Annotated in this window: 19 protein-coding genes; 10 read left to right on the plus strand and 9 right to left on the minus strand. The window is 37.6% G+C overall.

Features of this window, described 5'->3' with window-relative positions:
- Window positions 1–12 precede the first annotated feature (12 nt).
- The 8 genes from sufS to ydiJ form a co-directional block, all read right to left on the minus strand.
- Window positions 13–1,251 (minus strand): cysteine desulfurase SufS, encoded by a 1,239-nt coding sequence (sufS, locus tag CUB63_RS05295; RefSeq protein ID WP_170110779.1) that lies wholly within the window; start codon window positions 1,249–1,251, stop codon window positions 13–15.
- Window positions 1,252–1,262: 11 nt separating this feature from the next.
- On the minus strand, window positions 1,263–2,570 hold the full coding sequence (gene sufD / locus CUB63_RS05300; protein WP_006537062.1) for a Fe-S cluster assembly protein SufD: 1,308 nt from the start codon (window positions 2,568–2,570) through the stop codon (window positions 1,263–1,265).
- On the minus strand, window positions 2,545–3,291 hold the full coding sequence (sufC, locus tag CUB63_RS05305; RefSeq protein ID WP_072062556.1) for a Fe-S cluster assembly ATPase SufC: 747 nt from the start codon (window positions 3,289–3,291) through the stop codon (window positions 2,545–2,547). Before sufC ends, sufD begins: the two co-directional genes overlap by 26 nt.
- A 44-nt stretch (window positions 3,292–3,335) precedes the next feature.
- On the minus strand, window positions 3,336–4,838 hold the full coding sequence (gene sufB / locus CUB63_RS05310) for a Fe-S cluster assembly protein SufB (protein ID WP_109847612.1): 1,503 nt from the start codon (window positions 4,836–4,838) through the stop codon (window positions 3,336–3,338).
- A gap of 17 nt (window positions 4,839–4,855) precedes the next feature.
- Window positions 4,856–5,224 (minus strand): Fe-S cluster assembly scaffold SufA, encoded by a 369-nt coding sequence (gene sufA / locus CUB63_RS05315; protein WP_072062558.1) that lies wholly within the window; start codon window positions 5,222–5,224, stop codon window positions 4,856–4,858.
- 417 nt (window positions 5,225–5,641) lie between these two features.
- Window positions 5,642–6,262, minus strand: a complete 621-nt coding sequence (locus CUB63_RS05320) for a hypothetical protein (RefSeq protein ID WP_109400330.1) — start codon at window positions 6,260–6,262, stop codon at window positions 5,642–5,644.
- A 170-nt stretch (window positions 6,263–6,432) separates the two neighbouring features.
- Complete coding sequence (menI, locus tag CUB63_RS05325; RefSeq protein WP_006537067.1) at window positions 6,433–6,846, minus strand: 1,4-dihydroxy-2-naphthoyl-CoA hydrolase; 414 nt, start codon at window positions 6,844–6,846, stop codon at window positions 6,433–6,435.
- Complete coding sequence (gene ydiJ / locus CUB63_RS05330; protein WP_109847613.1) at window positions 6,843–9,899, minus strand: D-2-hydroxyglutarate dehydrogenase YdiJ; 3,057 nt, start codon at window positions 9,897–9,899, stop codon at window positions 6,843–6,845. Before ydiJ ends, menI begins: the two co-directional genes overlap by 4 nt.
- A 216-nt stretch (window positions 9,900–10,115) precedes the next feature.
- Between ydiJ and ydiK the strand changes: the two genes are divergently transcribed.
- Window positions 10,116–11,228 (plus strand): AI-2E family transporter YdiK, encoded by a 1,113-nt coding sequence (ydiK, locus tag CUB63_RS05335; RefSeq protein WP_006537070.1) that lies wholly within the window; start codon window positions 10,116–10,118, stop codon window positions 11,226–11,228.
- Between the two features lie 455 nt (window positions 11,229–11,683).
- On the opposite strand, the gene ppsA is transcribed toward ydiK, so the two are convergent.
- Window positions 11,684–14,056, minus strand: coding sequence for a phosphoenolpyruvate synthase (gene ppsA / locus CUB63_RS05340; protein ID WP_109400328.1), 2,373 nt, complete (start codon window positions 14,054–14,056; stop codon window positions 11,684–11,686).
- Between the two features lie 219 nt (window positions 14,057–14,275).
- Between ppsA and ppsR the strand changes: the two genes are divergently transcribed.
- The 9 genes from ppsR (at window position 14,276) to CUB63_RS05385 (ending at window position 24,792) form a co-directional block, all read left to right on the plus strand.
- Window positions 14,276–15,142 carry a posphoenolpyruvate synthetase regulatory kinase/phosphorylase PpsR gene (gene ppsR, locus CUB63_RS05345; RefSeq protein ID WP_072062562.1) on the plus strand — a complete coding sequence of 289 codons (867 nt, stop codon included), beginning with the start codon at window positions 14,276–14,278 and terminating at the stop codon, window positions 15,140–15,142.
- A gap of 120 nt (window positions 15,143–15,262) precedes the next feature.
- Window positions 15,263–16,309 (plus strand): 3-deoxy-7-phosphoheptulonate synthase, encoded by a 1,047-nt coding sequence (locus CUB63_RS05350; RefSeq protein ID WP_109847614.1) that lies wholly within the window; start codon window positions 15,263–15,265, stop codon window positions 16,307–16,309.
- A gap of 235 nt (window positions 16,310–16,544) precedes the next feature.
- Window positions 16,545–16,727, plus strand: coding sequence for a hemin uptake protein HemP (hemP, locus tag CUB63_RS05355; RefSeq protein WP_072062564.1), 183 nt, complete (start codon window positions 16,545–16,547; stop codon window positions 16,725–16,727).
- A gap of 81 nt (window positions 16,728–16,808) precedes the next feature.
- Window positions 16,809–18,980: a TonB-dependent receptor domain-containing protein gene (locus tag CUB63_RS05360; protein ID WP_109847615.1), complete on the plus strand. Its 2,172-nt coding sequence runs from the start codon at window positions 16,809–16,811 to the stop codon at window positions 18,978–18,980.
- 70 nt (window positions 18,981–19,050) lie between these two features.
- Window positions 19,051–21,081, plus strand: a complete 2,031-nt coding sequence (locus CUB63_RS05365; RefSeq protein WP_109847616.1) for a TonB-dependent hemoglobin/transferrin/lactoferrin family receptor — start codon at window positions 19,051–19,053, stop codon at window positions 21,079–21,081.
- Between the two features lie 35 nt (window positions 21,082–21,116).
- Window positions 21,117–22,166: a hemin-degrading factor gene (locus CUB63_RS05370; protein WP_170110780.1), complete on the plus strand. Its 1,050-nt coding sequence runs from the start codon at window positions 21,117–21,119 to the stop codon at window positions 22,164–22,166.
- Window positions 22,167–22,181: 15 nt separating this feature from the next.
- A complete protein-coding gene (locus tag CUB63_RS05375; protein WP_109847618.1) occupies window positions 22,182–22,997 on the plus strand; it encodes a heme/hemin ABC transporter substrate-binding protein in 816 nt (271 codons plus the stop codon).
- Window positions 22,997–24,001 carry a FecCD family ABC transporter permease gene (locus CUB63_RS05380; protein WP_109847619.1) on the plus strand — a complete coding sequence of 335 codons (1,005 nt, stop codon included), beginning with the start codon at window positions 22,997–22,999 and terminating at the stop codon, window positions 23,999–24,001. Before CUB63_RS05375 ends, CUB63_RS05380 begins: the two co-directional genes overlap by 1 nt.
- Entirely contained in the window at window positions 23,998–24,792 is a 795-nt protein-coding gene (locus CUB63_RS05385) for a heme ABC transporter ATP-binding protein (protein ID WP_072062570.1), read from the plus strand. Before CUB63_RS05380 ends, CUB63_RS05385 begins: the two co-directional genes overlap by 4 nt.
- Window positions 24,793–25,106: the final 314 nt, after the last annotated feature.

Raw genomic sequence — 25,106 nt, forward strand, 5'->3', positions numbered from 1 at the left:
TTTTTTTAATCTTTAACCTAATAACATTTCAACACGTAATAGCGCATTAACCAACGCATCGATATCATTTTTATTGGTATATAAGCCAAGAGATGCACGACACATTGCAGGAACTTGATAATAATCCATAATTGGCATCGCACAATGATGCCCAGTACGGATCGCAATACCATAATTATCAAGAAAAGCACCCACGTCATAAGCGTGATGTTTACCTAAATTAAAGGCTATCACACCTTGGCGAGAATCATTGCCATACAGCGTTAAAGATTTTACTTTTTGTAGCTGCTTTTGAGCATACTTGATTATATGATTTTCATACTCAGCAATATTATTCATGCCTAAATTTGAAAGATAATCTAATGCAGCACCCAAGCCAATCATTCCCATTATATTCGGTGTTCCCGCTTCAAAGCGCCAAGGTGCATCTGCGTAGGTAATATCACCATTAATATGAACATGCTTTATCATTGCACCACCGCCTTCCCAAGGCGGTAATTCATCTAGTATCTCTTTTTTGCCATACAACAAGCCAATACCCGTAGGCCCATAAAGTTTATGACCGCTACAAACAAAAAAGTCACAATCAAGTTGTGAAACATTAATTGTTCGATGCATTGCACTTTGAGCCCCATCAACCAATATATGTAACTCCCCTCCTTGCTCAATAGCATATTGGCGAGCATCACGAATAATTTGAGCGATAGGATTCACTGTGCCCAATACATTTGATTGATGCGAAAGGCTGAGTAATTTAGTTCTTTCATCGATTAAGCGAGGTAATTGAGCTAAATCGAGTGTACCATCTTGTAATAGCGGTAATACACGAACATTAAAACCACACTGTTTTGCCAACATATACCAAGGAACAATATTTGCATGATGTTCCATTTCTGTGATGATGATATTGTCACCATCATTTAAAAATCGTTGACTATAAACATTCGCAATTAGATTGATCCCTTCCGTTGTTCCTTTAACAAAAACAATCTCTTCTTCGCTATGGGCACCTAAAAAATCACAAGCTTTTTTACGGACATTTTCAACTAATGTTGTCGCATTTGCACTTAACGTATGAATGCCGCGATGAACCGCGGCATATTGTGTTAAGGCAAACTGCTTTTCATGTTCAATGACGCAAGCTGGTTTTTGAGCACTTGCGGCACTGTCGAGGTAGACCAGTGATTTTCCTTTCACTTGCTGTGAAAGAATTGGAAAGTCATCTCGCGCTTTTTCAATGGAATGCGTCATAATGCCTTATTTTATACCTCTAATAAGCGCTGATTGATTCTGTCTAATACAAGCGATTTAATCACACTATTTTCTATCGATTCAGTTAATTCAGCAGCAAATGCATGAATAATCATTTTACGAGCATCGGTTAAAGAAATACCGCGTGAACGTAAATAAAATAGTTGTTCATCATCAATTCGCCCCACAGTGGCACCATGGCTACATTTCACATCATCAGCATAGATCTCAAGCTGTGGCTTAGTATCAATTTGCGCTTTATCACCCAACAACAGATTATTATTAGTCATTTGACCGTCTGTTTTTAATGCTTGTGGCGTAACAGTGATCATACCGTTAAATACGGCCTTTCCTGCATCCATAGCAATACTTTTATGCAATTGGCGACTTTGGCAATTTTTCTCACCATGGACCAACCAAGTACGAGTATCTGCAATTTCACCTGCTTTAGGTAATACAACGCTATTCATCGAAAGCACTGTATTTTCACCTTTTAGCGCAGAACTCGTATGATGACGGCTGAGTTTAGCACCCAATAAAAAAGCATAACTATTAACACGAGCATCACGACCTATCGTCAGATCGTTATGAGCAAAGTGCTGACTTACGCCATTCTCAAAACCTAATTTAATATGGTTAAAAGAGGCATTATCACCAATCGCTGCTGTTAATCTTGCACCTGTAAAATGACGGTTTTTGTTGTCACTGCTGATATAGTGCTCAATAACCTGCATTTGTGTATTAGCACCTACATCAAGGTGAAAACGATAATTCGCGTTATTCACCTCTGCACCACTCTCGCCTTGTGTAATATTAAGGATATAAAGCGGTTTATCCGCAATAACACCGTTTTTCAGGGTAATAAGCAAAGGATGTGGGGCTAAACTTTCAACTAAATGCAGGAAAATTTCACCATTGACGGCCTCAGGTAACTCACTCTGATTATCAAGTAACGTCACTTGATAAGGGCCAAACTCTTCACTGCTTTCTATTGGCGAAAACGTACCATTTACCATCACAACACGATAACAATCAAGCGCTAAAGCATGTTTAGTAATTAGACTTTGCACATCAAAAGCTGGCAACTGTTGATAGCTTTGGCTTAACGTCTCATCTAATGGCGTATAGTGCCAATCTTCATGACGATAAACAGGAAAACCGACTTTCTCAACTTGCAACCAATGATTGCGAGCATTGAGATTATCGTCACCTTTACGTTGATGATATAATTCAGAAAACGTCTTTAGTGCTTGTTGATTACGTAGTTCAACTTGGCGCTGTTTTTCACGCTTTTCATTGAGGGTCAATAAGCCAGCCATAACCTTGTTCCTCCAATTTTTGCGCTAATGAAAAATCACCTGATTTAATGATTTTTCCCTGATAAAGCACGTGCACAAAATCAGGTTTAATATAATCAAGAATACGTTGATAGTGTGTTACAACAATAAACGCACGTTTACCATCTCGTAGGCTATTAACACCATTAGACACGATTTTTAATGCATCAATATCAAGCCCTGAGTCGGTTTCATCTAAAATGCATAGTTCAGGCTCTAGTGCGGCCATTTGCAAAATATCGTTACGTTTTTTCTCACCACCTGAAAACCCCACGTTAACAGAACGTGTTAACAAATCTTGAGGCATATCCAGTAATTTGATTTTATCTTCAATAAAATCTTCAAAATCAAAGCGATCTAACGGCTCTTGCCCACGATATTCTCTTACTGCATTCACTGAAGATTGTAAGAAAAATTGATTACTAACACCGGGTATTTCAACAGGATATTGAAATGCCATAAAAATACCTTCACCTGCACGTTCTTCAGGTTCTAATTCTAATAAATCTTTATTTTTGAAAGTAATAGAACCTTCATCTACTTCATATTCCTCACGACCAGCAAGTGTTGCAGATAAGGTACTTTTACCTGAACCATTTGGTCCCATAATCGCATGAACTTCGCCTGCACGAACTTGCAAATCTAGTCCTTTCAGGATTTCATTGCCTTCAACACTGACATGTAAATTTTTAATATCTAACATAATATATGCCTTCGGTATCGTTACACCCAGAATTTGATTAATACTTAACCAACGCTATGTTCTAAGCTGATTGCTAATAATTTTTGTGCTTCTACAGCAAATTCCAGCGGTAATTCTGAGAACACGTCTTTACAAAATCCGTTTACAATCATTGAGATTGCATCATCTTCACTTAATCCACGTTGACGACAATAAAACAGTTGATCTTCACCAATACGTGACGTTGTCGCTTCATGCTCAAGCTGTGCTGAGTTATTCATTACCTCAACATATGGGAAAGTATGTGCGCCACATTGCGTACCAATTAACATGGAATCACATTGTGTAAAATTACGGGCATTTTTTGCACTAGGAAGAACTTTCACAAGTCCACGGTAACTATTTTGACTTTTACCCGCAGAAATACCTTTAGAGATAATGGTTGATTTGGTATTTTTGCCAATATGGATCATCTTAGTACCGGTATCTGCTTGCTGATTACCATTAGTTAGAGCAACCGAGAAAAATTCAGCAGTAGAATTATCCCCTTTTAAAATCACACTTGGGTATTTCCAAGTGATTGCAGAGCCTGTTTCTGACTGCGTCCACGACATCTTGGCGTTTTCACCTTCACAGATAGCGCGCTTAGTTACAAAGTTAAGGATGCCACCTTCACTATCGCCACCAGAGAACCAGTTTTGTACTGTAGAATATTTTACTTCAGCATCTTTATGGATAATGACTTCAACCACAGCGGCATGAAGTTGATAACTGTCACGAACCGGCGCTGAACAACCTTCGATATAGCTGACATAACTGCCTTCATCAGCAACCAGAATAGTTCGTTCAAATTGACCTGTTTGAGCCGCATTAATACGGAAATAAGTCGATAATTCCATTGGGCAACGAACCCCTTTGGGAATATAAACAAAAGTTCCATCAGACGCGACGGCGGCATTCAGTGCAGCAAAGTAGTTATCATGGCTTGATACAACTGTGCCTAAATATTGGCGCACTAAATCAGGATATTCTTGAATAGCTTCGCTAAATGAGCAGAAAATAATGCCATGTTCAGCAAGCTCTTCGCGATATGTTGTAGAAACAGAAACCGAGTCAAAGATGGCATCGACAGCAACGGCTTGTCCTTCTCTTACAGGCACTCCAAGTTGGTTAAAGGCATCTTCAACTTCTTGAGTTAAATAATCTTGTGAGGCTTGTTTATCACCCACTACCGCCTCATTTGTGCCACCAGCACAACTGCCATTAGCACAACATGAACTGCAAGATGGTGCAGAATAGTAGCTATAATCTTGATAATTAAGCGATGGATAATCCGCTTTTAGCCAATGTGGCTCTTCCATTTCTAGCCAATGGCGATAAGCATCTAAACGAAATTCCAGCATCCACTCTGGCTCGTTTCTTTTGGCCGATATTGCACGTACAACCGCTTCATTTAATCCTTTTTCTAAGGTGTCGGTTGATATATCGGTATAAAAACCTTCTTTGTAATGGTGATCGCTTAGCCATCCCTGAACTTCATCACCAATTTCAACATTGCTCTGAGACATAATCTAACTTCACTATGTTATACCCCGAAGCTCTCACCACATCCGCAGACATTTTGAGCTTTAGGATTATTAAATTTAAACATTTGATTAAGTCCTTCACGAACATAATCAACAACCAACCCATCGATAAATGGCATTGCTTTTAATGAAACAAAGAGTTTTGCTCCATTATGTTCATAAACAAGATCATCGTCATTTGGGGCTGTAGCGAGTTCAATAACATAACCATACCCTGTACAACCAGAGGGTTTAATACTTAAGGAAAGCCCTTGTTTTTCAGGATTTTTCTCAACCAAATGACAGATATGCTTTGCCGCACTATCCGTTAATACAATGCCTTGCCAAGCTGTGTCATCAAGAGAAAAAGTTTCAACATTGTTTGTCATTTCTGACCTCATTTCGAAAGGAGATTGATATCTTTCCTGTCACTAATGGTAATGATAACCCTTATCACTTCAACCATGTCTTTTGAAAGGATATTCCATAAATGTGTGTTTTTTGTTCTATTTTTGCAATTAATTTGTTAATGGAAAATGTTAACACCATGTAATATAACACTTTTCTGTTCTTTGATTACAAAAAATAAAACTTTTAATTTTTCTTATATTTCGCACAATACGCACATAAGTTGCAGTATAAATGCACTTTATATGTTATCACTGAAATTTAGATAAAAAAGCATAAAAATGTGTTTTTACATACAGCTTATTAGCTCTGTTTACATTCATTTTTATGCTTATCATAAGGGACAAGATAGCACCACTTATGTGATAGCCTCTTATTGGATTGTGTGCTCTTTGTACTTATTTATTGATAGTGATGGTTTGAATATATTTATTTGTACATTCAAGGGTTTGGCTATTTTTTTGTTTGTTCGATAGGCTATTGAAATTACTAATCAATTGTAGTTGCCATACTCGATTCGTTTTAAGATCAGCCGCTAAAATACCTTCATAGCTGACATTTTCTTTTGCATATTTTCCTTCAAAAAAGACATGTCGACTTTCCACATTTGGGATAGTTAATGGTTCTATTGATGTGGATATTTCATTCATACCATCTATTATCGCAATATTATCAACAATGCCTTGTGCGCCTGCATCCACATCGTAACTCATTACATCGATCATTTTAAAATAAACCAAACGAACCTCTGTCAAATCACAAATAGGTTCTGATTTATAAACCATCATTTCTGTTGTGACATCCTGAACATTATCTGGTAATGATTTGAAATAATTTTCAGTATCTTCTCTGCTCATTGTAAATGAAGTGGGATAAGCCATATTAAAGCCAGAAACAGTTTGTACTGGAATATTACTTATATCATTACTCGTTTTAACGGTAGAATTATTATCACACCCACTGATTAATAAACCTGCAATTAATAATACTGTGGTGTTTAATTTAGAAATAGTTAACATTATCGATCGTCTTATCTTTTATTATGAAGATAATGATTATCATTAAAAATAAAATCTAAATAAAGAAATAGTTTTATTTTCTCTCTCTATTTTTATTCTTTTTGATATTATCTATAAAAATAAAAACGCACAAAACGAGTATTTCACTTTGTGCGTATATTTTTTATTCTTTAAGAAATAACAGATGTTGTTAATCTAGAAATACACACTTGACGACCTTCATCATCAAATATTTCTATTGACCAGACTTGGTGTGAACGTCCTAAATGAATAGGTTTGCATACCCCTCTTACCTTGCCTTCTCTCGCTGAGCGAATATGATTCGCATTGATTTCTAGCCCAACAATCTTTTGTTCGCCTTCGGTACAAAGATAACCCGCAACAGAGCCCAATGTTTCAGCTAAAACAACAGAAGCACCACCATGTAAAAGGCCTAAAGGCTGCTTAGTACGATGATCAACAGGCATTGTTCCTTCAAGATAATCATCTCCAAGACATGTTAATTCAATACCCAAATGGCTCATCATATTATTTTGACCAATATGATTAAGATGCTCAATTGTCGTTTCACGTTTCCATATCATGGCATAATCTCCAAAAGTGCCTGTAGTGGGTGTTTTAGCTCAACATTATCAATACGCTTCACCTGACTACGACAAGAATAACCGGTACTTAAACAACGCATTGTTGGTAATGTTTTTAGTGCATTACCCCATGAAAGCTGATAAATGCCCAATGAGTTTTCATAATTATTTAGTTCATGTCCATAAGTACCTGCCATTCCACAACATCCAGTACTCACAAATTCTAGTTGCTGCCCATAATGTTGGAAAATAGCCTGCCACTGTTTCATACTTTGTGGTAGCGCCGTCACTTCTGTACAGTGCCCGAAAAGATACCATTTTTCGGTATCATCACGAACAGCTATTGGCTCAGATACCAATTGACTTAACCATTCATGAACAAGTTGAACATTGAAATCACCACGCTTATCACCCAGTATTTCACGATATTCATCGCGATAACAAAGTACTAATGCAGGATCAACTCCCACCATAGGGATGCCTAATTTTGCAACACGATTAAGCATGATTGACGTTTTTTGCGCTGTTTTACTAAATTGCTGTAAAAAACCTTTAATATGTTGCGCTTTACCGTTAGGTGAAAATGGTAACAAGACAGGTTTAAATCCAATCTTTTCAATTAGCTTGATAAAATCGGCAACCACTTTTGCATCGTAATAACTAGTAAAAGGATCTTGTACCACCAGCACATGATGACTGCGTTGCTTTTCTGATAAATGTTCTAAATCTTCTAGCGTCATATCTAACGCGCTGTGCCCTGCCAATTGCTGTCTCAATGTAGGTGATGACAACAAAGGTAAATCGACCATTCCTATGGTGTGCTTACTTAATGTTTGCACCAACGGTTGCTTCATAAAAAAATTAAAGAATTTAGGTGCTTTCGCCATAATCGGCGTTGTCAATTCAACATTAGCGACAATATGGTCTTTTAATGGACGTAAATAACGCTGGTGATAAAGCTCAGTAAATTTAGAACGAAAAGATGGCACATCAATTTTAATCGGACATTGCGTTGAACAAGCTTTACAAGCCAAACAACCATTCATAGCCTCTTTTACTTCATGAGAAAAGTCATATTCACCACGTTTAGCTTTCCATGTATTACGTGTTTTCTCAATTAAACCTCTTAAGCTAGGTTTATTATTTTCAAGGCTAGAACTAAGTTGTTTTGGACTAACGCCTTGCTCTGTTAATAAGCGTAGCCATTCTCTTACGAGTGCTGCTCGTCCTTTAGGTGAATGAATGCGTTGCCCACTAATTTTCATGGAAGGACACATTGGACTTTTGGCATCAAAGTTAAAGCAAAGCCCATTACCATTACAATCTAAAGCCCCTTTAAAATCTTGACGGACAGATAAAGGGATAGTGCGATCAAAAGTACCTCGTTTGATCGTATCCACTTGCTTCATCGGTTCATCAACCTCTAAAGGAGGACATATTTTTCCAGGATTTAATCTATTTCGAGGATCGAACACCGTTTTGATTTGACGTAGCTCATGATAGAGTGTTTCTCCGAAAAATTCGGGACTGTATTGCGCTCTAAAGCCTTTTCCATGTTCACCCCAGAGTAACCCACCATATTTAGCTGTTAACGTGACAATGTCATCTGAGATAGATTTCATCAATAATTCTTGCTGTGGATCGCACATATCAAGAGCAGGTCTTACGTGTAATACACCTGCATCGACATGTCCAAACATGCCATAATTGAGTTGATGACTATCCAGTAACGCTCTAAATTCTGTAATATAATCAGCAAGATGTTCTGGTGGTACGCAAGTATCTTCCACAAAAGGAATGGGCTTTGCTTGCCCTTTTGCGTTACCTAATAAACCAACCGCTTTTTTACGCATGGCATAAATACGGTTAATATCTGCCAAGTCCTCACAGACTTGATAACCGATCACCCCGCTCTGACCCTCTTTCATTAATGAATCTAAGCGTTGGCATAATGAGGCGACTTGTGAAGCGATAAGATCTTTATCATCACCCGCAAATTCAACAATATTAAGGCCTTGCATATCTTTATCAGGTATATCAGTAATCAACTCTTTAACGGAGTGCCAAACAATATCTTCACGAGCGAGATTTAATACTTTGGAATCAACAGTTTCAACAGACAATGCATTTGCTTTAACTAAAAAAGGCGCATTACGCAATGCTGAATCAAAAGAGTCATATTTTACATTCACTAAGCTACGTTGTTTAGGAATTGGCGTGATATCCAACGTTGCTTCAGTAATAAAAGCCAGTGTGCCCTCTGAACCGGTTAAAATTCGGGTTAAATCAAAGCGTTTCATGTCATCACTAAAAACATGACGCAAATCATATCCGGTTAAAAAGCGGTTTAATTTAGGAAATTTTTCAAGAATAAGTTTTCGTTGCTCTTTGCAACGGGATAAAACAGTTCGATAAACCTTCCCAATAGCAGAGCTTTCTTGTGCGATATTCTCGGCTAATGCCGTATCCATAGCACGAGTTTCAAGGAGTTCGCCACCTAACAAGACCGCCCGAATACCAAGGACATGATCAGAGGTTTTACCATAAACCATAGAACCTTGCCCCGAGGCATCAGTGTTAATCATTCCACCTAATGTGGCGCGGTTACTGGTAGAAAGTTCTGGTGCAAAAAAGAAGCCATAAGGTTTTAAAAAAAGATTAAGCTCATCTTTTATCACTCCTGCTTCCACTTTCACCCAACGTTCTTCTGGGTTTATCTCAATGATACTTTTCATATAGCGAGATAAATCGACGACGATACCATCTGTTAAAGCCTGCCCATTAGTACCTGTACCACCCCCTCTTGGTGTCAAAGAAAGCGAATGAAATTTGGGTTCATCGACCAGACGTGCAACAATAGTTACGTCAGCTGTTGAGCGAGGAAAAACCACCGCCTGTGGCAATAACTGGTAAATACTATTATCTGTTGCCATAGTGAGTCTGTCAGCATAACTGCTGGAGATATCACCGGTGAAACCGTTTTTTCGAAGAGTATCAAGAAATTCTGTTGTGAGTTCACTAACTTGCGGTGCTTGCGATATACGTGGGATCATTTGTTATAGCTCTTTAATATAATTGTCCACATTGCTTAATTTTAGATGTTGAAATGTATACTAAGAGGTACTTCGCCTCATTTTGTACTTTCAGACCTATACCTGTTCACCTTATCATACAATTCTGGCAAATTGCGTAGTGATATAAACAACGTGATATTTGCAATGTTTATTCATCTGCTTCTAGCATTTTTATTCGTGTAGGGATTTAAAACCATGGAAAAACCGCAGATCCATACAGATATACCCAAAATTTTATTCACTGTTCTTTTTATTTCGTTTTTTATTATCGCCAGTTTTTGGATACTCAATCCCTTTATTGTGGGTTTTATTTGGGCTGGAATGATTGTTGTAGCAACGTGGCCTTTACTTCTTATTATTGAAAAACGAGTAAAATATCGTTGGTTATCAACTATGATAATGATGATTTTGATATTACTGATCTTCGTTATTCCTATTATCTTATTAATTAGTAGTGTCATTGATAATAGTGCCCCTTTAATTGAGTTAGCGAAATCACCTTCGAATATTCAGCCCCCTCAATTATTATGGCTTAATGATGTCCCTATGATAGGGAGCTCACTTTATGATACATGGCACTCTATTCTTGTCTCTGGGGGCAATGCGTTAATCTCAAAAATCCAGCCTTATGTTGGACAAGCTGCAAACTGGTTTTTTGCTCAAGCCTTAAATATTGGTCGATTTGCCCTACATTTGGGTGTGATGTTGTTATTTTCAGGCTTACTATTTTTACAAGGTGAAAATGTCGTATCTTGGTTGCGCCACTTTGCTATTCGTTTAGCGGGTCAACGTGGTGATGCGGCAATCTTACTTGCATCTATGTCTATTCGCGCTGTCGCATTAGGTGTGGTTTTAACCGCCTTAATTCAAGCTATTGTTGGTGGTATTGGCCTTGCAGTATCTGGTGTGCCTTATGCTACGGTATTAACCGTCATTATGTTTATTTGCTGCCTTGCTCAAATAGGTCCTTTATTAGTATTGATCCCTTCAGTTTTATGGTTATTTTGGACGGGTGATACAACATGGGGCATTGTCATGGTAATCTGGGGTGGTGCTGTTGCAACAATGGATGGTGTATTACGGCCTTATTTAATCAAAATGGGCGCTGATTTACCTATGGTATTAATTCTTACGGGTGTTATTGGCGGGATTTTAACATTAGGTATGATTGGATTATTTATTGGCCCTGTTGTTCTTGCTGTTGCTCATAGCTTATTAAATGCATGGATTAATGAAGTACCAAAACCTAATCCTGATTTAACTGAAACAGTAGAATTTATGAATAAAAACTTTATCGAAAAAGAATAAATAATAATGGAGCATGTAAGTGTAGCTACTTACATGCTCTAAAATAACAGAGAAAAGTTTAATAAAGATTATCAATTTAGGAATAAAACATTATATTTTTATATTCAAACTTACATTTTGAAACAAATTACATTTTTTTAAACCTGTTTGTTACCAGCAAGTTATATTCACTTTTAAATAAACCAACAATCTTTTTATTGAGATAATTCTTAGAGCATAATTAACGCATTTCTCTTAATATAAATATCAACGAAACAAATGTTTCATCAAATTAATAATTTCGCCGTTCATATTAATAAATTAATTGGCGGGATTAAAGAATATAAAATATTGCTGTGTGTAGTCTTTGCCTGTCAGCCCATGATAGGCTTTTTTTTTGCCTATTATTTATATAATTGTATAAAAAAAGCTCACATTATATTGTGAGCTTTTTATTTATAGCGATGATATTAATTCTATTGCGCTAATTTTACCCAAGTTTTAATTACAGTATCTGGGTTTAAAGATAAACTATCAATTCCTTCTTCCATTAACCATTGTGCGAAATCTTCATGATCAGAAGGTCCTTGACCACAGATACCCACATATTTTCCATTACGTTTTGCAGCTTGGATTGCCATTGATAATAATGCTTTCACTGCATCATTACGTTCATCAAACAGTGAAGAAACCACACCTGAATCACGATCAAGACCTAATGTTAATTGGGTCATGTCGTTAGAGCCGATAGAGAAACCATCAAAATGTTCTAAGAATTTATCAGCTAATAAGGCATTCGATGGAATTTCACACATCATAATGACTTTTAAGCCGTTCTCACCACGTTTTAAACCATTTGCCGCTAATTCGTCAATCACCTCTTCAGCTTGGCGGACAGTACGAACAAATGGGATCATGACTTCAACATTCTCTAAACCCATATCATTACGAACACGTTTTACCGCTTCACATTCAAGCGCGAAACAACGACGGAAATCATCAGAAACATAACGACCCGCACCACGGAATCCTAACATTGGGTTCTCTTCATCTGGCTCATAGCGATCGCCACCCACTAAGTTGGCATATTCGTTAGATTTAAAGTCAGATAAACGAACAATAACGCGTTTAGGCCAGAATGCGGCGGCTAATGTTGCAATCCCTTCTGTTAATTTACTGATATAATACTCAACTGGAGATTCATAACCTGCCATCATTTCATTGATTTCAGCTTTCAGTGCTTCAGTTTGGTCGTCATACTCTAACAATGCACGAGGATGCACACCTATCATGCGGTTAATAATAAATTCCAAACGCGCAAGACCGACACCATCATTTGGTAGACCTGCAAAATCAAATGCACGATCAGGATTACCGACGTTCATCATGATTTTGAGCCCTAATTCAGGCATATTATCGATTGCGGAGCTCTGAATAGAAAAATCAAGTTTGCCATCGTAAACAAATCCTGTGTCACCTTCAGCACAAGAAACGGTTACAACTTGCCCTTCTGTTATACATTCAGTGGCATCACCACAACCTACAACAGCAGGAATACCTAATTCACGAGCAATAATTGCAGCATGACATGTTCTACCACCACGGTTAGTCACAATCGCGGAGGCTTTTTTCATGATAGGTTCCCAATCCGGGTCTGTCATGTCAGTAACCAGCACATCACCCGCTTCAATTCTATCCATTTCATTTAAGTTATGAATAACTTTGACTGTGCCTGTACCAATACGATGACCAATAGCACGACCTTCAATGATGACAGAGCCATTTTCATTTAACTGATAACGCTCCATCACTTGCTGGTTAGATCGAACGGTTTCAGGGCGAGCCTGTACTATGTACAAACGACCATTATGCCCATCTTTAGCCCACTCGATATCCATTGGACGACCATAGTGTTGTTCAATCAATACAGCTTGTTTTGCTAACTCTTGAACTTCATTATCAGTCAAAGAGAAACGATTGCGCAGTGATTCTGGCGTATCTTCAATACGGACTTGTTTACCATGCTCTACACTGTCTGCGTAAACCATTTGGATCTTTTTAGAGCCAAGATTACGACGGACAATAGAAGGTAAACCTTTTGCTAAAGTTGGCTTGTGTACATAGAACTCATCTGGGTTAACTGCACCCTGTACAACCATTTCACCTAAACCATAAGCTGATGTAATAAAGACAACTTGATCAAATCCAGATTCAGTATCGATGGTAAACATCACACCTGAAGAAGCAAGATCAGAACGCACCATACGTTGAACACCTGCAGATAATGCAACACCACGGTGATCATAACCTTGGTGAACACGATAAGAGATTGCACGGTCGTTAAACAACGAAGCAAATACGTGTTTAATCGCAACGAGAATGGCATCAATACCTTGAACGTTTAAAAACGTCTCTTGTTGACCTGCAAAAGAAGCATCAGGCATATCTTCTGCAGTCGCAGATGAACGAACGGCAAATGAAGCTTCAGATTCACCTTCACTTAATGTGAGATAAGCGTCGCGAATATCTTTTTCAAACTGAGGCGTAAAAGGTGTATCAATTACCCATTGGCGAATTTGATTACCCGCTTGAGCCAGTTGATGGACATCATCAACATCAACACTATCAAGTAATTCATAAATACGCTGATTGATACCGCTCTGTTCCAGAAAATCATTAAACGCTTGCGCTGTGGTAGCAAACCCATTAGGAACAGAAACACCCAGTTCCGCTAGGTTTGTGATCATTTCACCGAGGGAAGCATTTTTCCCACCAACACGATCAACGTCATTCATACCCAATTGGTTATACCAAAGCACATTGCACGGGGTGAGGCTATTGCTGGACATTGAGAACAATCCTTTTTTAAACAATTATGAGAGAGAGAAAAAAAAGAAAAACCCGCTGTCAAAACGACAACGTAAATAAGCGTATCACAATGTGATGCTGAATATAGAAAGGTGAATCGATCAACCAGAAAACTTTATTTTTTTATCCTTTATAATCACTAAAAATGCTTTAGATAATATTGTTTGATTTGCTAATTCAGCTAAAAAAAGGTGAGCGTTATGATATTAAGCTTAAATTCTATTAATTGTGATAATAATGAACCCATTGATAGAACAGTCTTTTTTATCTCAGATGGTACAGCAATTACTGCCGAAGTATTAGGTCATGCGGTACTTTCTCAATTTCCATTAAAAATGAAAAGTTATACATTACCTTTTGTTTCTACTGTAGAAAGAGCTGAAGAAATAAAACAGAAAATAGCTGAAATTTATAAAAAGAGTGGTGCTAAGCCTCTTGTTTTTTATTCGATTATCAGTCCTGAAGTTAAACAGATAATAAATAGCAGTGAGGGTTTTTGTCAGGATATCGTGCAATCTCTCGTCATACCTCTTGAAAAAGAAATGGGGATCAACGCATCGCCAAAATTAAATAAAACCCATGGATTAACTGAAAAAAATCTTAGTAAATACGATGCTCGTATTGCTGCCATCGAATACACCCTTTCCCATGATGATGGCATATCATTACGTAATCTCGACCAAGCTCAAGTGATCTTAATTGGTGTTTCTCGTTGTGGAAAAACCCCCACCAGCCTCTACTTAGCAATGCAATTCGGTATTCAAGCCGCCAACTACCCATTTACTGCTGATGATATGGATTTCTTAAAATTACCTACGGAATTAAAAGAATATCAGAATAAATTATTTGGATTAACCATTGCGCCAGAACGTCTTGCAGCTATTCGTGGCGAACGCCGTGAAAATAGCCGTTATGCTTCAATTCGCCAATGTAGAATTGAATTAGCAGAAGTGGAAGCACTTTTTAGAAAAAACAATATCCCTTATCTCAATACGACTAATTATTCGGTTGAAGAAATTTCAACCAAGGTGATTGATTCTATGGGATTAGCAAGAAGAATGTTCTAACGCATTTTCGTCATTTTTTTATTGGTTTTTCACTGAGAAGACTGTGAAATTAGCTGAATTTCGTTTACTGTGATCTTAATCACTGGGTAGATTTACCCTGTATATTTATTGAGATAAATTATGTTAAAGACAGATGAACTACGGACTAAGGCTTTAGACAGTCTGGTAACACCAGAAACCTTAGCAAAAGAGTTCCCCATTTCTGATGAGATAATCCAAAATATCACATCGGCACGTAAACGAATTGAAGCGATCCTCACCGGTGAAGACAAGCGATTACTAGTGATTATAGGGCCTTGTTCTATTCATGATCCTAAAGCTGCTAAAGAGTACGCAACTAAGCTTAATCAGTTAAAAGACCATTATCAGGACTGCTTAGAAATCGTCATGAGAACCTACTTTGAAAAGCCACGTACGGTCATTGGCTGGAAAGGTTTAATCTCTGATCCTTACCTTGATAACTCTTGCAATGTCAACGAAGGTATTCGCCTTGCAAGAAAACTATTAATTGAAATAAACGCGTTAGGTTTGCCCACTGCAACTGAATTTCTCGATATGGTCACAGGCCAATATATTGCAGATTTAATTAGTTGGGGTGCCATTGGTGCAAGAACAACAGAAAGCCAAGTTCATCGCGAAATGGCATCTGCACTCTCTTGCCCTGTAGGTTTTAAAAATGGCACTGATGGTAATACCCGTATTGCAATTGATGCTATTCGCGCTTCTCGAGTGGGTCATACGTTCTTATCGCCAGATAAAAATGGTCGTATGACGATTTATCAAACCAGTGGTAATCCTTATGGTCATATTATTCTACGTGGCGGCAAAAAACCGAATTATCACGCAAGTGACATTGCTGACGCAGTTGACGCACTAAAACAAGTAGATTTACCGGAACATCTTATTATCGATTTTAGCCATGGCAACTGTGAAAAAATTCATCGTCGCCAATTAGAAGTAGCCAGAAATGTTGCTCAACAAATTAAAGATGGATCACAAGCGATTGTAGGTGTGATGGCTGAAAGCTTTTTACAAGAAGGCTCACAAAAAGTCGTGCAAAATAAACCACTTAATTATGGGCAATCAATCACTGATCCTTGTTTAAGCTGGAATGACACAGAACAACTTATTGAATTATTAGCACAAGCCGTTGAGAGCAGATTTTAATAACCACGTTATGCTAAAGGGGGGTATTTCTATCCCCTTTTTATTTTGCTCCCGCTATATTTTAATAAAAATATAACCTTACCTTTATTCCACTGTTCTAATTCTCATCACATCACGCTTTATTATTCACAATATGACTTAATTTTACGTCTTTGCGTTAAAAAAAGCTTGTCTAAATATTTTTGTTAACGATAATGATTATCATAATGATAACTCTTATTACTCTTAGTATGTTATGAATAAAAAAGCTCATAATTTAAATAGTTCTTCAATCAATCAGAACTCTCATTCTTCAATAATTCAATCCATTAATAGTATTGAATTATTGGGTAAAGATGGCGTGGTTTACATTCAACACAACGGAGAGTTGTATCAACTACGTCAAACAAAAGCAGGAAAATTAATCCTGACTAAATAATCATTTTCGACAATAACTTGCAAGCCACCTATTACCTCAGCTAGGCAGCCAGCTAAATAACTCCATATACAAGGATTTTTTATGGACATTTATGGTATGTGTATGCTGAAAAAACATTTCAAATACTCTGGTATTGCAACAGCACTTTGTTTGTTGTACTCCCCTATTGCCTCTGCACAGCTTGAAAATAATGGCACGGAAACGCTCACCGTTATTGACACAACAAATACAACTCCCGATTTTCATTCAACAATTGATACCACCACAGCAAAAGCACAGACCGCAGCTACAACAGGTGAAATGATAAAAGATGTCGCGGGAGTTACCTTATCAGGGACGGGTATTACGAATGGCGCTAATATTTTAATGCGTGGGTATGACCAAAAAGGAGTAAAAATACTCATTGATGGTATTCATCAACCATCAGAAAACACCATGAATAATTTAGGTGGATTGTTTATTGACCCTTCTCTTATTCGTCGCGTTGATGTTAAACATGGTTCTTCTGCAGTATTACATGGCGAAGGCGCTATGGGAGGGGTTGTTTCTTTTAATACCCTTGATCCTCGATCAATATTAACAACTGATAGAAAATTAGGTGCGAAACTCTTTAGTTCGATTTCATCAGCAGATCGTCATTTTTCTTATGGTGGCATTGTTGCAGCTAGACATGATATTGCAGAAGGCTTATTGGCTTATACTCAACGTCAACGTGGTCCTATTCGCCTAGCCAATGGCGAAAAGATGGAAAACAATGAGCATATTAAAAACTTTTTTGCAAAAGCATATCTCTATCCAACTGAAAATCAAACAATTATTTTTTCAGCTCGCCATTATGATAATTCAGGTGAACAACGTGAAGTATTGCATCGTATGGGCGGATTTGGTAAGAACGAAAGCAATCAAGTACAACGTGATACTCAGCAAAAAAACTATTCTATCACGCACCATTATATTTCTGACACTAGCTCATGGTTAGATTTAACCACTCATCTTTACTATTCGCAGTTTAACATTGATCAAACTTTTTTAACCGATACTAAACTAACAGCATCCGAATTAAAAAAAAATATTCAAGGAAAAATAGGTAGATACGAATCACGAACACAATCAACCTATGGTATAAAACTAGAAGATCACGCTAATATTTTATGGACTGATACCCTCAAACAATCAATGACGATAGGCTCAGAAGCTTATCAGCAAAAAATGCTGTCAAATGAGCAAGCAAAAAACTTTCCTTTAGCGAAAACGAATTATATTGCAAGTTGGTTACAAAGTTCGCTCAGTACACCATTATTCCCAATTAACCTTACTGCTGGTATACGTTATCACTATTACAAAAATATACCTGGTAAAGGGATTGATCCTTTCTTTAGTAAGTTTTCAACTAAATCATTACAAGCCAAAAAACACCCATCAAGTTACCGAGGTACAACTGAAAGTATCACACTAACATTCACACCAACATATTGGTTACAGCTCTATTCCACTTATTCAACTGCATTTCGCATTCCAACTTTAAGTGAAATGTTTAATGATTCATTTCATTTTAAATTACTCTTCACTAATGCGCATTGGGTTCCTAATCCTAATTTAAAACCAGAAAAAAATCGTACTTGGGAATATGGTGGTCAACTTGCATTCTCAAACTTACTTACTAAGCAAGATAAGTTATCAATAAATGCCGTTTATTTTGACACAAAATCAAAGGATTACATCACTTATGGTCCTTGGCATAATAAATCCATGGCAGGCATGCTTAACTTACAAGCTTTCAACATTCCTGAAGCCCTTATTGAAGGCGTTGATCTTAGTTTACGTTATTCCCATCCATTAATTTCTATTGGATTAGGCTATAACCGTACTCAAACCCTTGAATTAACTACGCATGAAACCATTTCGCCTGTTCGCCCTGAAGTACTCACAACCTTTATTCAACTGCCTATTGCCAAAACGCCTTTTTCATTAGGGTGGTCAGGCAAATTTGCCAGTGCAACAGAAAATAAAGGCACACACAAAGGACGAGCACCTCACGTAAAAGGCAAAACAACAAATCGAATGCAAGAGCTGATTACTCAATATCCGGGCTATGGCATTCATGATTTTTCAATCAGTTATCAATCTAAAAACAATAAAGATATTCAAGCCGCATTGGTACTCGCAAATGCCTTTAACCGAGAATATTTCTCAGCATTAGGTGTTCCACAAGAAGGTAGAAATATCAAAATGTCCGTCAGTTATCGCTGGTAGATGAGGAGCAATGATTTATATAACAAAGGGCTGTTTTTAACAGCCCATTAAATAACGGAGATCCATCTGCATGTCTCAGTCATCCCTATTATTTAAATTTAGTTTACTGGCTGTTACTGTTTCTTCTGCTTGTGTGTCAGCACAAGAGAAAACACAGACTAGCGAGGAGAAAAAAACAGAAGTACTTACCGTTTATGCGACTGGTAATGAACGTGATAATTTTACGTTACCTATAATGTCAACCGTTATTAAAAATAACAATGCGTTGTCAGCAACCGCAGGTAGTGCATCTGAATTACTTCGCCATGTGCCAGGAATTTCTATTTCTGGCGCAGGTCGTACTAATGGTGAAACCATCAGTATGCGTGGATACAGTAATAATGGAATATTGACACTTGTAGATGGTGTACGTCAAGGAACTGACACTGGCCATATTGACAGTATTTTTGTTGATCCTCTTCTTATAAAACAAGTTGAAGTCGTTCGGGGTCCTTCTGCATTGTTGTATGGTAGTGGAGCACTTGGCGGTCTTATTGCTTACGATACCGTTGATGCAAGCGATCTACTTTCAAAAAACGAACAAGGCGGTGTGCGTGTCACTGGTCTTGGTAATACCGCGCAACATAGCCAAGGTTTAGGTGTTACTGCTTTTGGTAGACACGATAATCTTGATGGTCTCGTGGCATTATCAGCTCGTGATAAAGGTGATATTCGTTATGGTGGTGGTTATCGTGCACAAAATGATGAAACCATTATTAACCTACTCTCCAAAGGGCGTTGGTTTATTGATGATAGCAATACATTAAGCGGACAATTTCGTTATTATCATAACAATACAAATCAGCCCAAAAACCCTCAAGTTCCCTCAAATCCTACACTTGCTAATGTAGAAACTAATCGCACCACGACACAAAAAGATGTTCAGTTAACGTATCAATTTGATCCTTCAAATTCACAATGGATTAATTTGAAAACACAGGCTTATTACAGTGAAGTTGATATCAATGCCAAGACGGAACAAAAAGGGTTTGAAGGTCGAGAACAAAAAACTTATGGCGTAAAACTCGAAAACCGCTCACAAGTAGGTACATACAGCTTTGCATCACATGGATTGACTTATGGTGGCGAGATTTATAAACAAAAACAATCACCACGCCAAAATGCAGAAAGCTTCCCACAAGCCGATATCCAGTTTATGTCAGGTTGGTTGCAAGATGAAGTCACTTTACGTGATTTACCTGTTTCCTTTATTTTAGGAACGCGTTTTGACAAATATAAAAGCCAAAACGATCGTTATGATGATATTACCGCTGATAAATGGTCATCAAAAGGCGCAATCAGTATCACGCCAACGGATTGGTTAATGCTTTATACCTCTTACTCTCAGGCATTTAGAGCACCAACTTTAGGTGAGATGTATAACGATGCTAAGCATTTTGATGCCCCTTTCCCTGGCGCACCAACAAACTATTGGCGTCCAAATCCCAATTTAAAGCCCGAAACCAATTCAACTACTGAATATGGATTTGGTTTTCAATTCGACGACTTATTATCTAATAATGATAATCTGAAAATTAAAGCTGCCCATTTCAATACTCGCGCAAAAGATTATATTGATGCAGATGTCGCTATTTTTCAGGGATATACACAATCAACAAATATTCCAAGAGCAACTATTTGGGGATGGGATGTTTCTATGAATTACCAATCAAAATTCTTTAATTGGGATTTAGCCTACAACCATACCAAAGGGAAAGATAATGCGACTAATGCCTCAATAGTATCCATCGAGCCGGATACATTAACGAGTCGCTTAGATATACCTGTACCAAGTACCGATTTTTCTGTCGGTTGGGTTGGTCAATTTACCAAAAAAACGGACTTTACTAAACATAACCGTTTTAATCGCCCAATCAATAGCCAACAAGCAGGTTACGGCGTTAATGATTTTTACCTTCGCTATGAAGGTAATGATGCCTCATTAAAGGGGCTAACAACCTCATTTGTACTGAGTAACGCATTTGATAAAACTTATTATTCTTCTGCTGGTATTCCCCAAGAAGGCCGAAATGCAAAAGTACTTGTGAGTTATCAATGGTAATCAACAATAAAATGAACGATATAATAGGAGTTTCTGTGACTAAACCTCTTTATGAGAGCTACCTGCAAGCAAAAATTGAAAAAAAAGCATCTTATGCGCGTGATTTAGCCGCTTATTTGAATGTCAGTGAAGCGGAACTAACTCATGCGCGAGTTGGGTATGATGCAAAACGTCTACGCAATGATGTACAAGAATTATTAAAAACCTTAAGTAAAGTCGGTGAAGTCAAAGCAATTACTCGCAATGATATTGCTGTTCATGAACATCTTGGTGAATATACCAATGCACGTTTTAACGATCACGCAGGTTTAATCTTAAATCCACGTGCAATGGATTTACGCTTTTTCTTCGCTTATTGGTCTAGCATTTTTGCACTCGCTGAAGAAAACTCAAAAGGAACTCGCTATAGCATTCAGTTTTTTGATATGCATGGCGAGGCATTACATAAAGTCTATGCAACTAGCAATACCAATATGGATGAATGGAATGCACTAATCCAATCATTCTTATCGGAAGAAAATCCAACTCTAGACATTACCCCTATCGAACCTTATTCAAACACACCTGTTAGTCATGAATTGGCAGAGCAACTTGAACAACAATGGCGTTCAATGACCGATGTTCACCAATTTTTCAAACTACTAAAAGAAAATAATTTGAGTCGTCAACAAGCCTTTAAAGCTGTTGCCGATGACCTTGCTTATCAAGTTGATAACAGTGCACTGAAAACCTTATTAACCCTCGCTAAAGAAGCACAAAATGAGATCATGATTTTTGTCGGAAGTCGTGGTTGTGTACAAATCTTTACGGGACAAATTGACCGTTTAGTTCCTCATCAATTTGAGAATAGCGATCAAGTCTGGATTAATGTTTTCAACCCTGCATTTACACTTCATTTAATTGAAAGTGAAATCGCTGAAAGTTGGATCACTCGCAAACCAACTCAGGATGGTTTTGTCACCAGTCTTGAAATCTTTGATAGCAAAGGCCAACAGATTGCCCAGCTTTATGGACAACGAACTGAAGGCACTGCAGAGCAACAACAATGGCGCGAGCAAGTTAATACTCTTGCAAAAATAGCCTAATCGGAGAATGAGTTAATGAAAAAATGGCTTCTTTTGATCCTGTGTAGCGCCATGTCTTTTGTCAGTTCCGCCAATGAACGTATTGTCACTATTGGTGGTGATATCACAGAGATCGTTTTCGCGTTAGGTTCGGGTGAACAAATTATTGCAAGAGACAGCACTAGTTTAGTCCCTGAACAAGTGAAAGCACTCCCGGATGTGGGTTATATGCGAATGCTAAACCCTGAAGGTATCTTATCGGTCAAACCAACATTAATTATAACCAGTGAACTCGCTCGCCCTTCTTTAGCACTACGCCGAATAAAAGAGGCAGGAGTCACTGTTAAAACGATTACAGGTACACATTCATTAGAAGCCATTAATGAAAAAATAGACACCATTGCCACTATTTTAAATAAACAAAAAGAAGGTGATCAGTTAAAAGAAAAACTCACCCTATCTATTAGCCAAATACCCACAACCCCTATAGATAAAAAAGTCATTTATATCATGAGTCATGGTGGTGTTGTTCCTATGGCTGCTGGTCAAAATACTGCAGCAGATACCATTATTTCACTAGTTGGGGGTAAGAATGCAATGCAAGGCTTTACGAGTTATCGCCCTCTTTCTCAAGAAGGTGTCATTGCAAGCCAACCTGATATTTTGCTGGTGACTAAAGAAGGTATTAAAGGCATTGGTGGTATTGAAAAGCTTTGGAATTTACCCGGTATAAAGTACACGCCTGCAGGTAAAAATAAACATTATGTCGTTGTCGATGATATGGGATTGTTAGGTTTTACGCTTTCAACACCTGAAGTTATGCATCAAATTCGTCAAGCGTTGGAGCAATAATGTCTCGTTTTCGTTCACCGTGGATGAATATTTTAGTTTTACTCTTTTTGCTCACCACTGTTACATTAATTTCAATGAATAGCGGTGCATTAGCCCTTTCATTTCATACATTATGGAATAGCTCTTTTGATGATATGAAATGGCAAGTTTGGCTAGATATCCGTCTACCTCGCGTCTTATTAGCGATTCTTGTTGGCGGTGCTTTAGCAATATCAGGCGCGATAATGCAGGGGTTATTTAGAAACTCATTAGCTGATCCTGGTTTACTCGGTATTAGTAGCGGTGCAGCATTAATGGTTGCCATTGTAATTATTCTACCCTTCTCTTTTTCATCCATCTTTACATTCTACAGTCATATTGTTGCCGCCTTTATTGGCGGTTTAATTGTGGCTATGATTATTTTCTCATTACATCAATTGAGTGATGGCAATTTAGCACGGTTATTGCTTGCGGGTATTGCTATCAATGCACTATGTATGTCTTTTATTGGTGTATTAAGTTATATCAGTACTGACCAACAGCTACGTCAATTCTCACTATGGATGATGGGCTCATTAAGCCAGATTGACTGGAAAACTTTATCTATTGCAACCCTTGTGATCATTCCTGTCAGTACCTTAGCATGTTGGCAAAGTCATAAATTAAACCTATTACAACTTGGTGATGAAGAAGCACATTATTTAGGGCTAAATGTAAGAAGAACCAAATTTATCTTATTACTTCTTAGCGCGATCTTAATTGGCTGTGCTGTCGCACTAAGTGGTGTTATTGGATTTATTGGACTTGTAGTTCCCCACCTTATTCGTATGCGTATTGGTAGTAATCATATATGGCTATTACCTGCCACTATTTTAGGGGGGGCAACACTATTACTCGCTGCTGACACATTATCACGAACACTGGTATCTCCAGCAGAAATCCCTGTGGGGCTCATTACAGGATTAATTGGTGGCCCTTATTTCCTTTGGCTTATCTTACGACAACCCGCAGGAAGAATGTCATGATTGAAAAACAAAAAGCGTCATTACTCTATGGAAAGAATTTAACTTACCAAATTGGTGAAAAAACTATTATTGATGATGTATCTCTTTCACTTAATGCTGGGGAGTTAATTAGCATTATTGGTCCGAATGGTGCAGGAAAATCATCATTACTACGTTTATTGACAGGTTATACGGCACCAACACAAGGTGAATGCTATTTTAAACAAAAAGACTATTCACAATGGAATAGCCAACAATTAGCACAAAACCGTGCTGTTATGCGCCAAAATAGCCAACTCTCATTTTCGTTTTCTGTAGAAGAAGTGGTTGCCATGGGAAGAACCCCTCATGGACAGCAACATAAAAAAATAGCTATCGAAACGGCTCTACTACAAACGGATTGCTTAAAGTTTAAAGATAGAGACTATCGTCAATTATCAGGTGGTGAACAACAACGAGTGCAACTTGCCAGAGTATTAGCTCAATTATGGCACCCTACACCACAAGAAGCGGTGTTATTCCTCGATGAACCAACTTCAGCACTCGACCTTTACCATCAGCAACACAGCTTGCGCTTACTCAAGCAATTAGCAAAAACACAACATCTTATGGTTTGTTGCGTTCTACACGACCTTAATTTAGCCTCACTTTATGCCGATAGAATTTTATTATTGCACCAAGGAAAGTTAGTTTGTGAAGGTGCTCCACTCGATGTACTGACAACAGAAAATATACAAAAATGGTATGGCGCAGATGTGAGTGTTGATACCCATCCAGAGCATTCGTATCCACAAGTTTTTCTTCGTCCATAAGTTATCTTAGTTTTACTCAGTTACCTTCTAGCATATGTTTTCTAGATTGTGACTGAGTTAATTTATTTTTATATGCTTATTTATTACAAATAAAACACACTAAGTAACATACCTTGATTGATTAATAAATCTTATTTTTAAATTTCCCTATTTAGTCAAATATATTGACTTTAAAATACACCTTAATCACTGATTAGCTTGTGAAACACACAAAAATATATAACAATCTAAAGAATAAATGGTATAACAGCATTATCAAAGAAAAAATAAATCAATAAATTCAACAAAGTGAAAATCATTTAAAACGATTTTTT

Origin of the sequence: Proteus penneri (assembly GCF_003144535.1) — a bacterium.
Lineage (GTDB): Bacteria > Pseudomonadota > Gammaproteobacteria > Enterobacterales > Enterobacteriaceae > Proteus > Proteus penneri.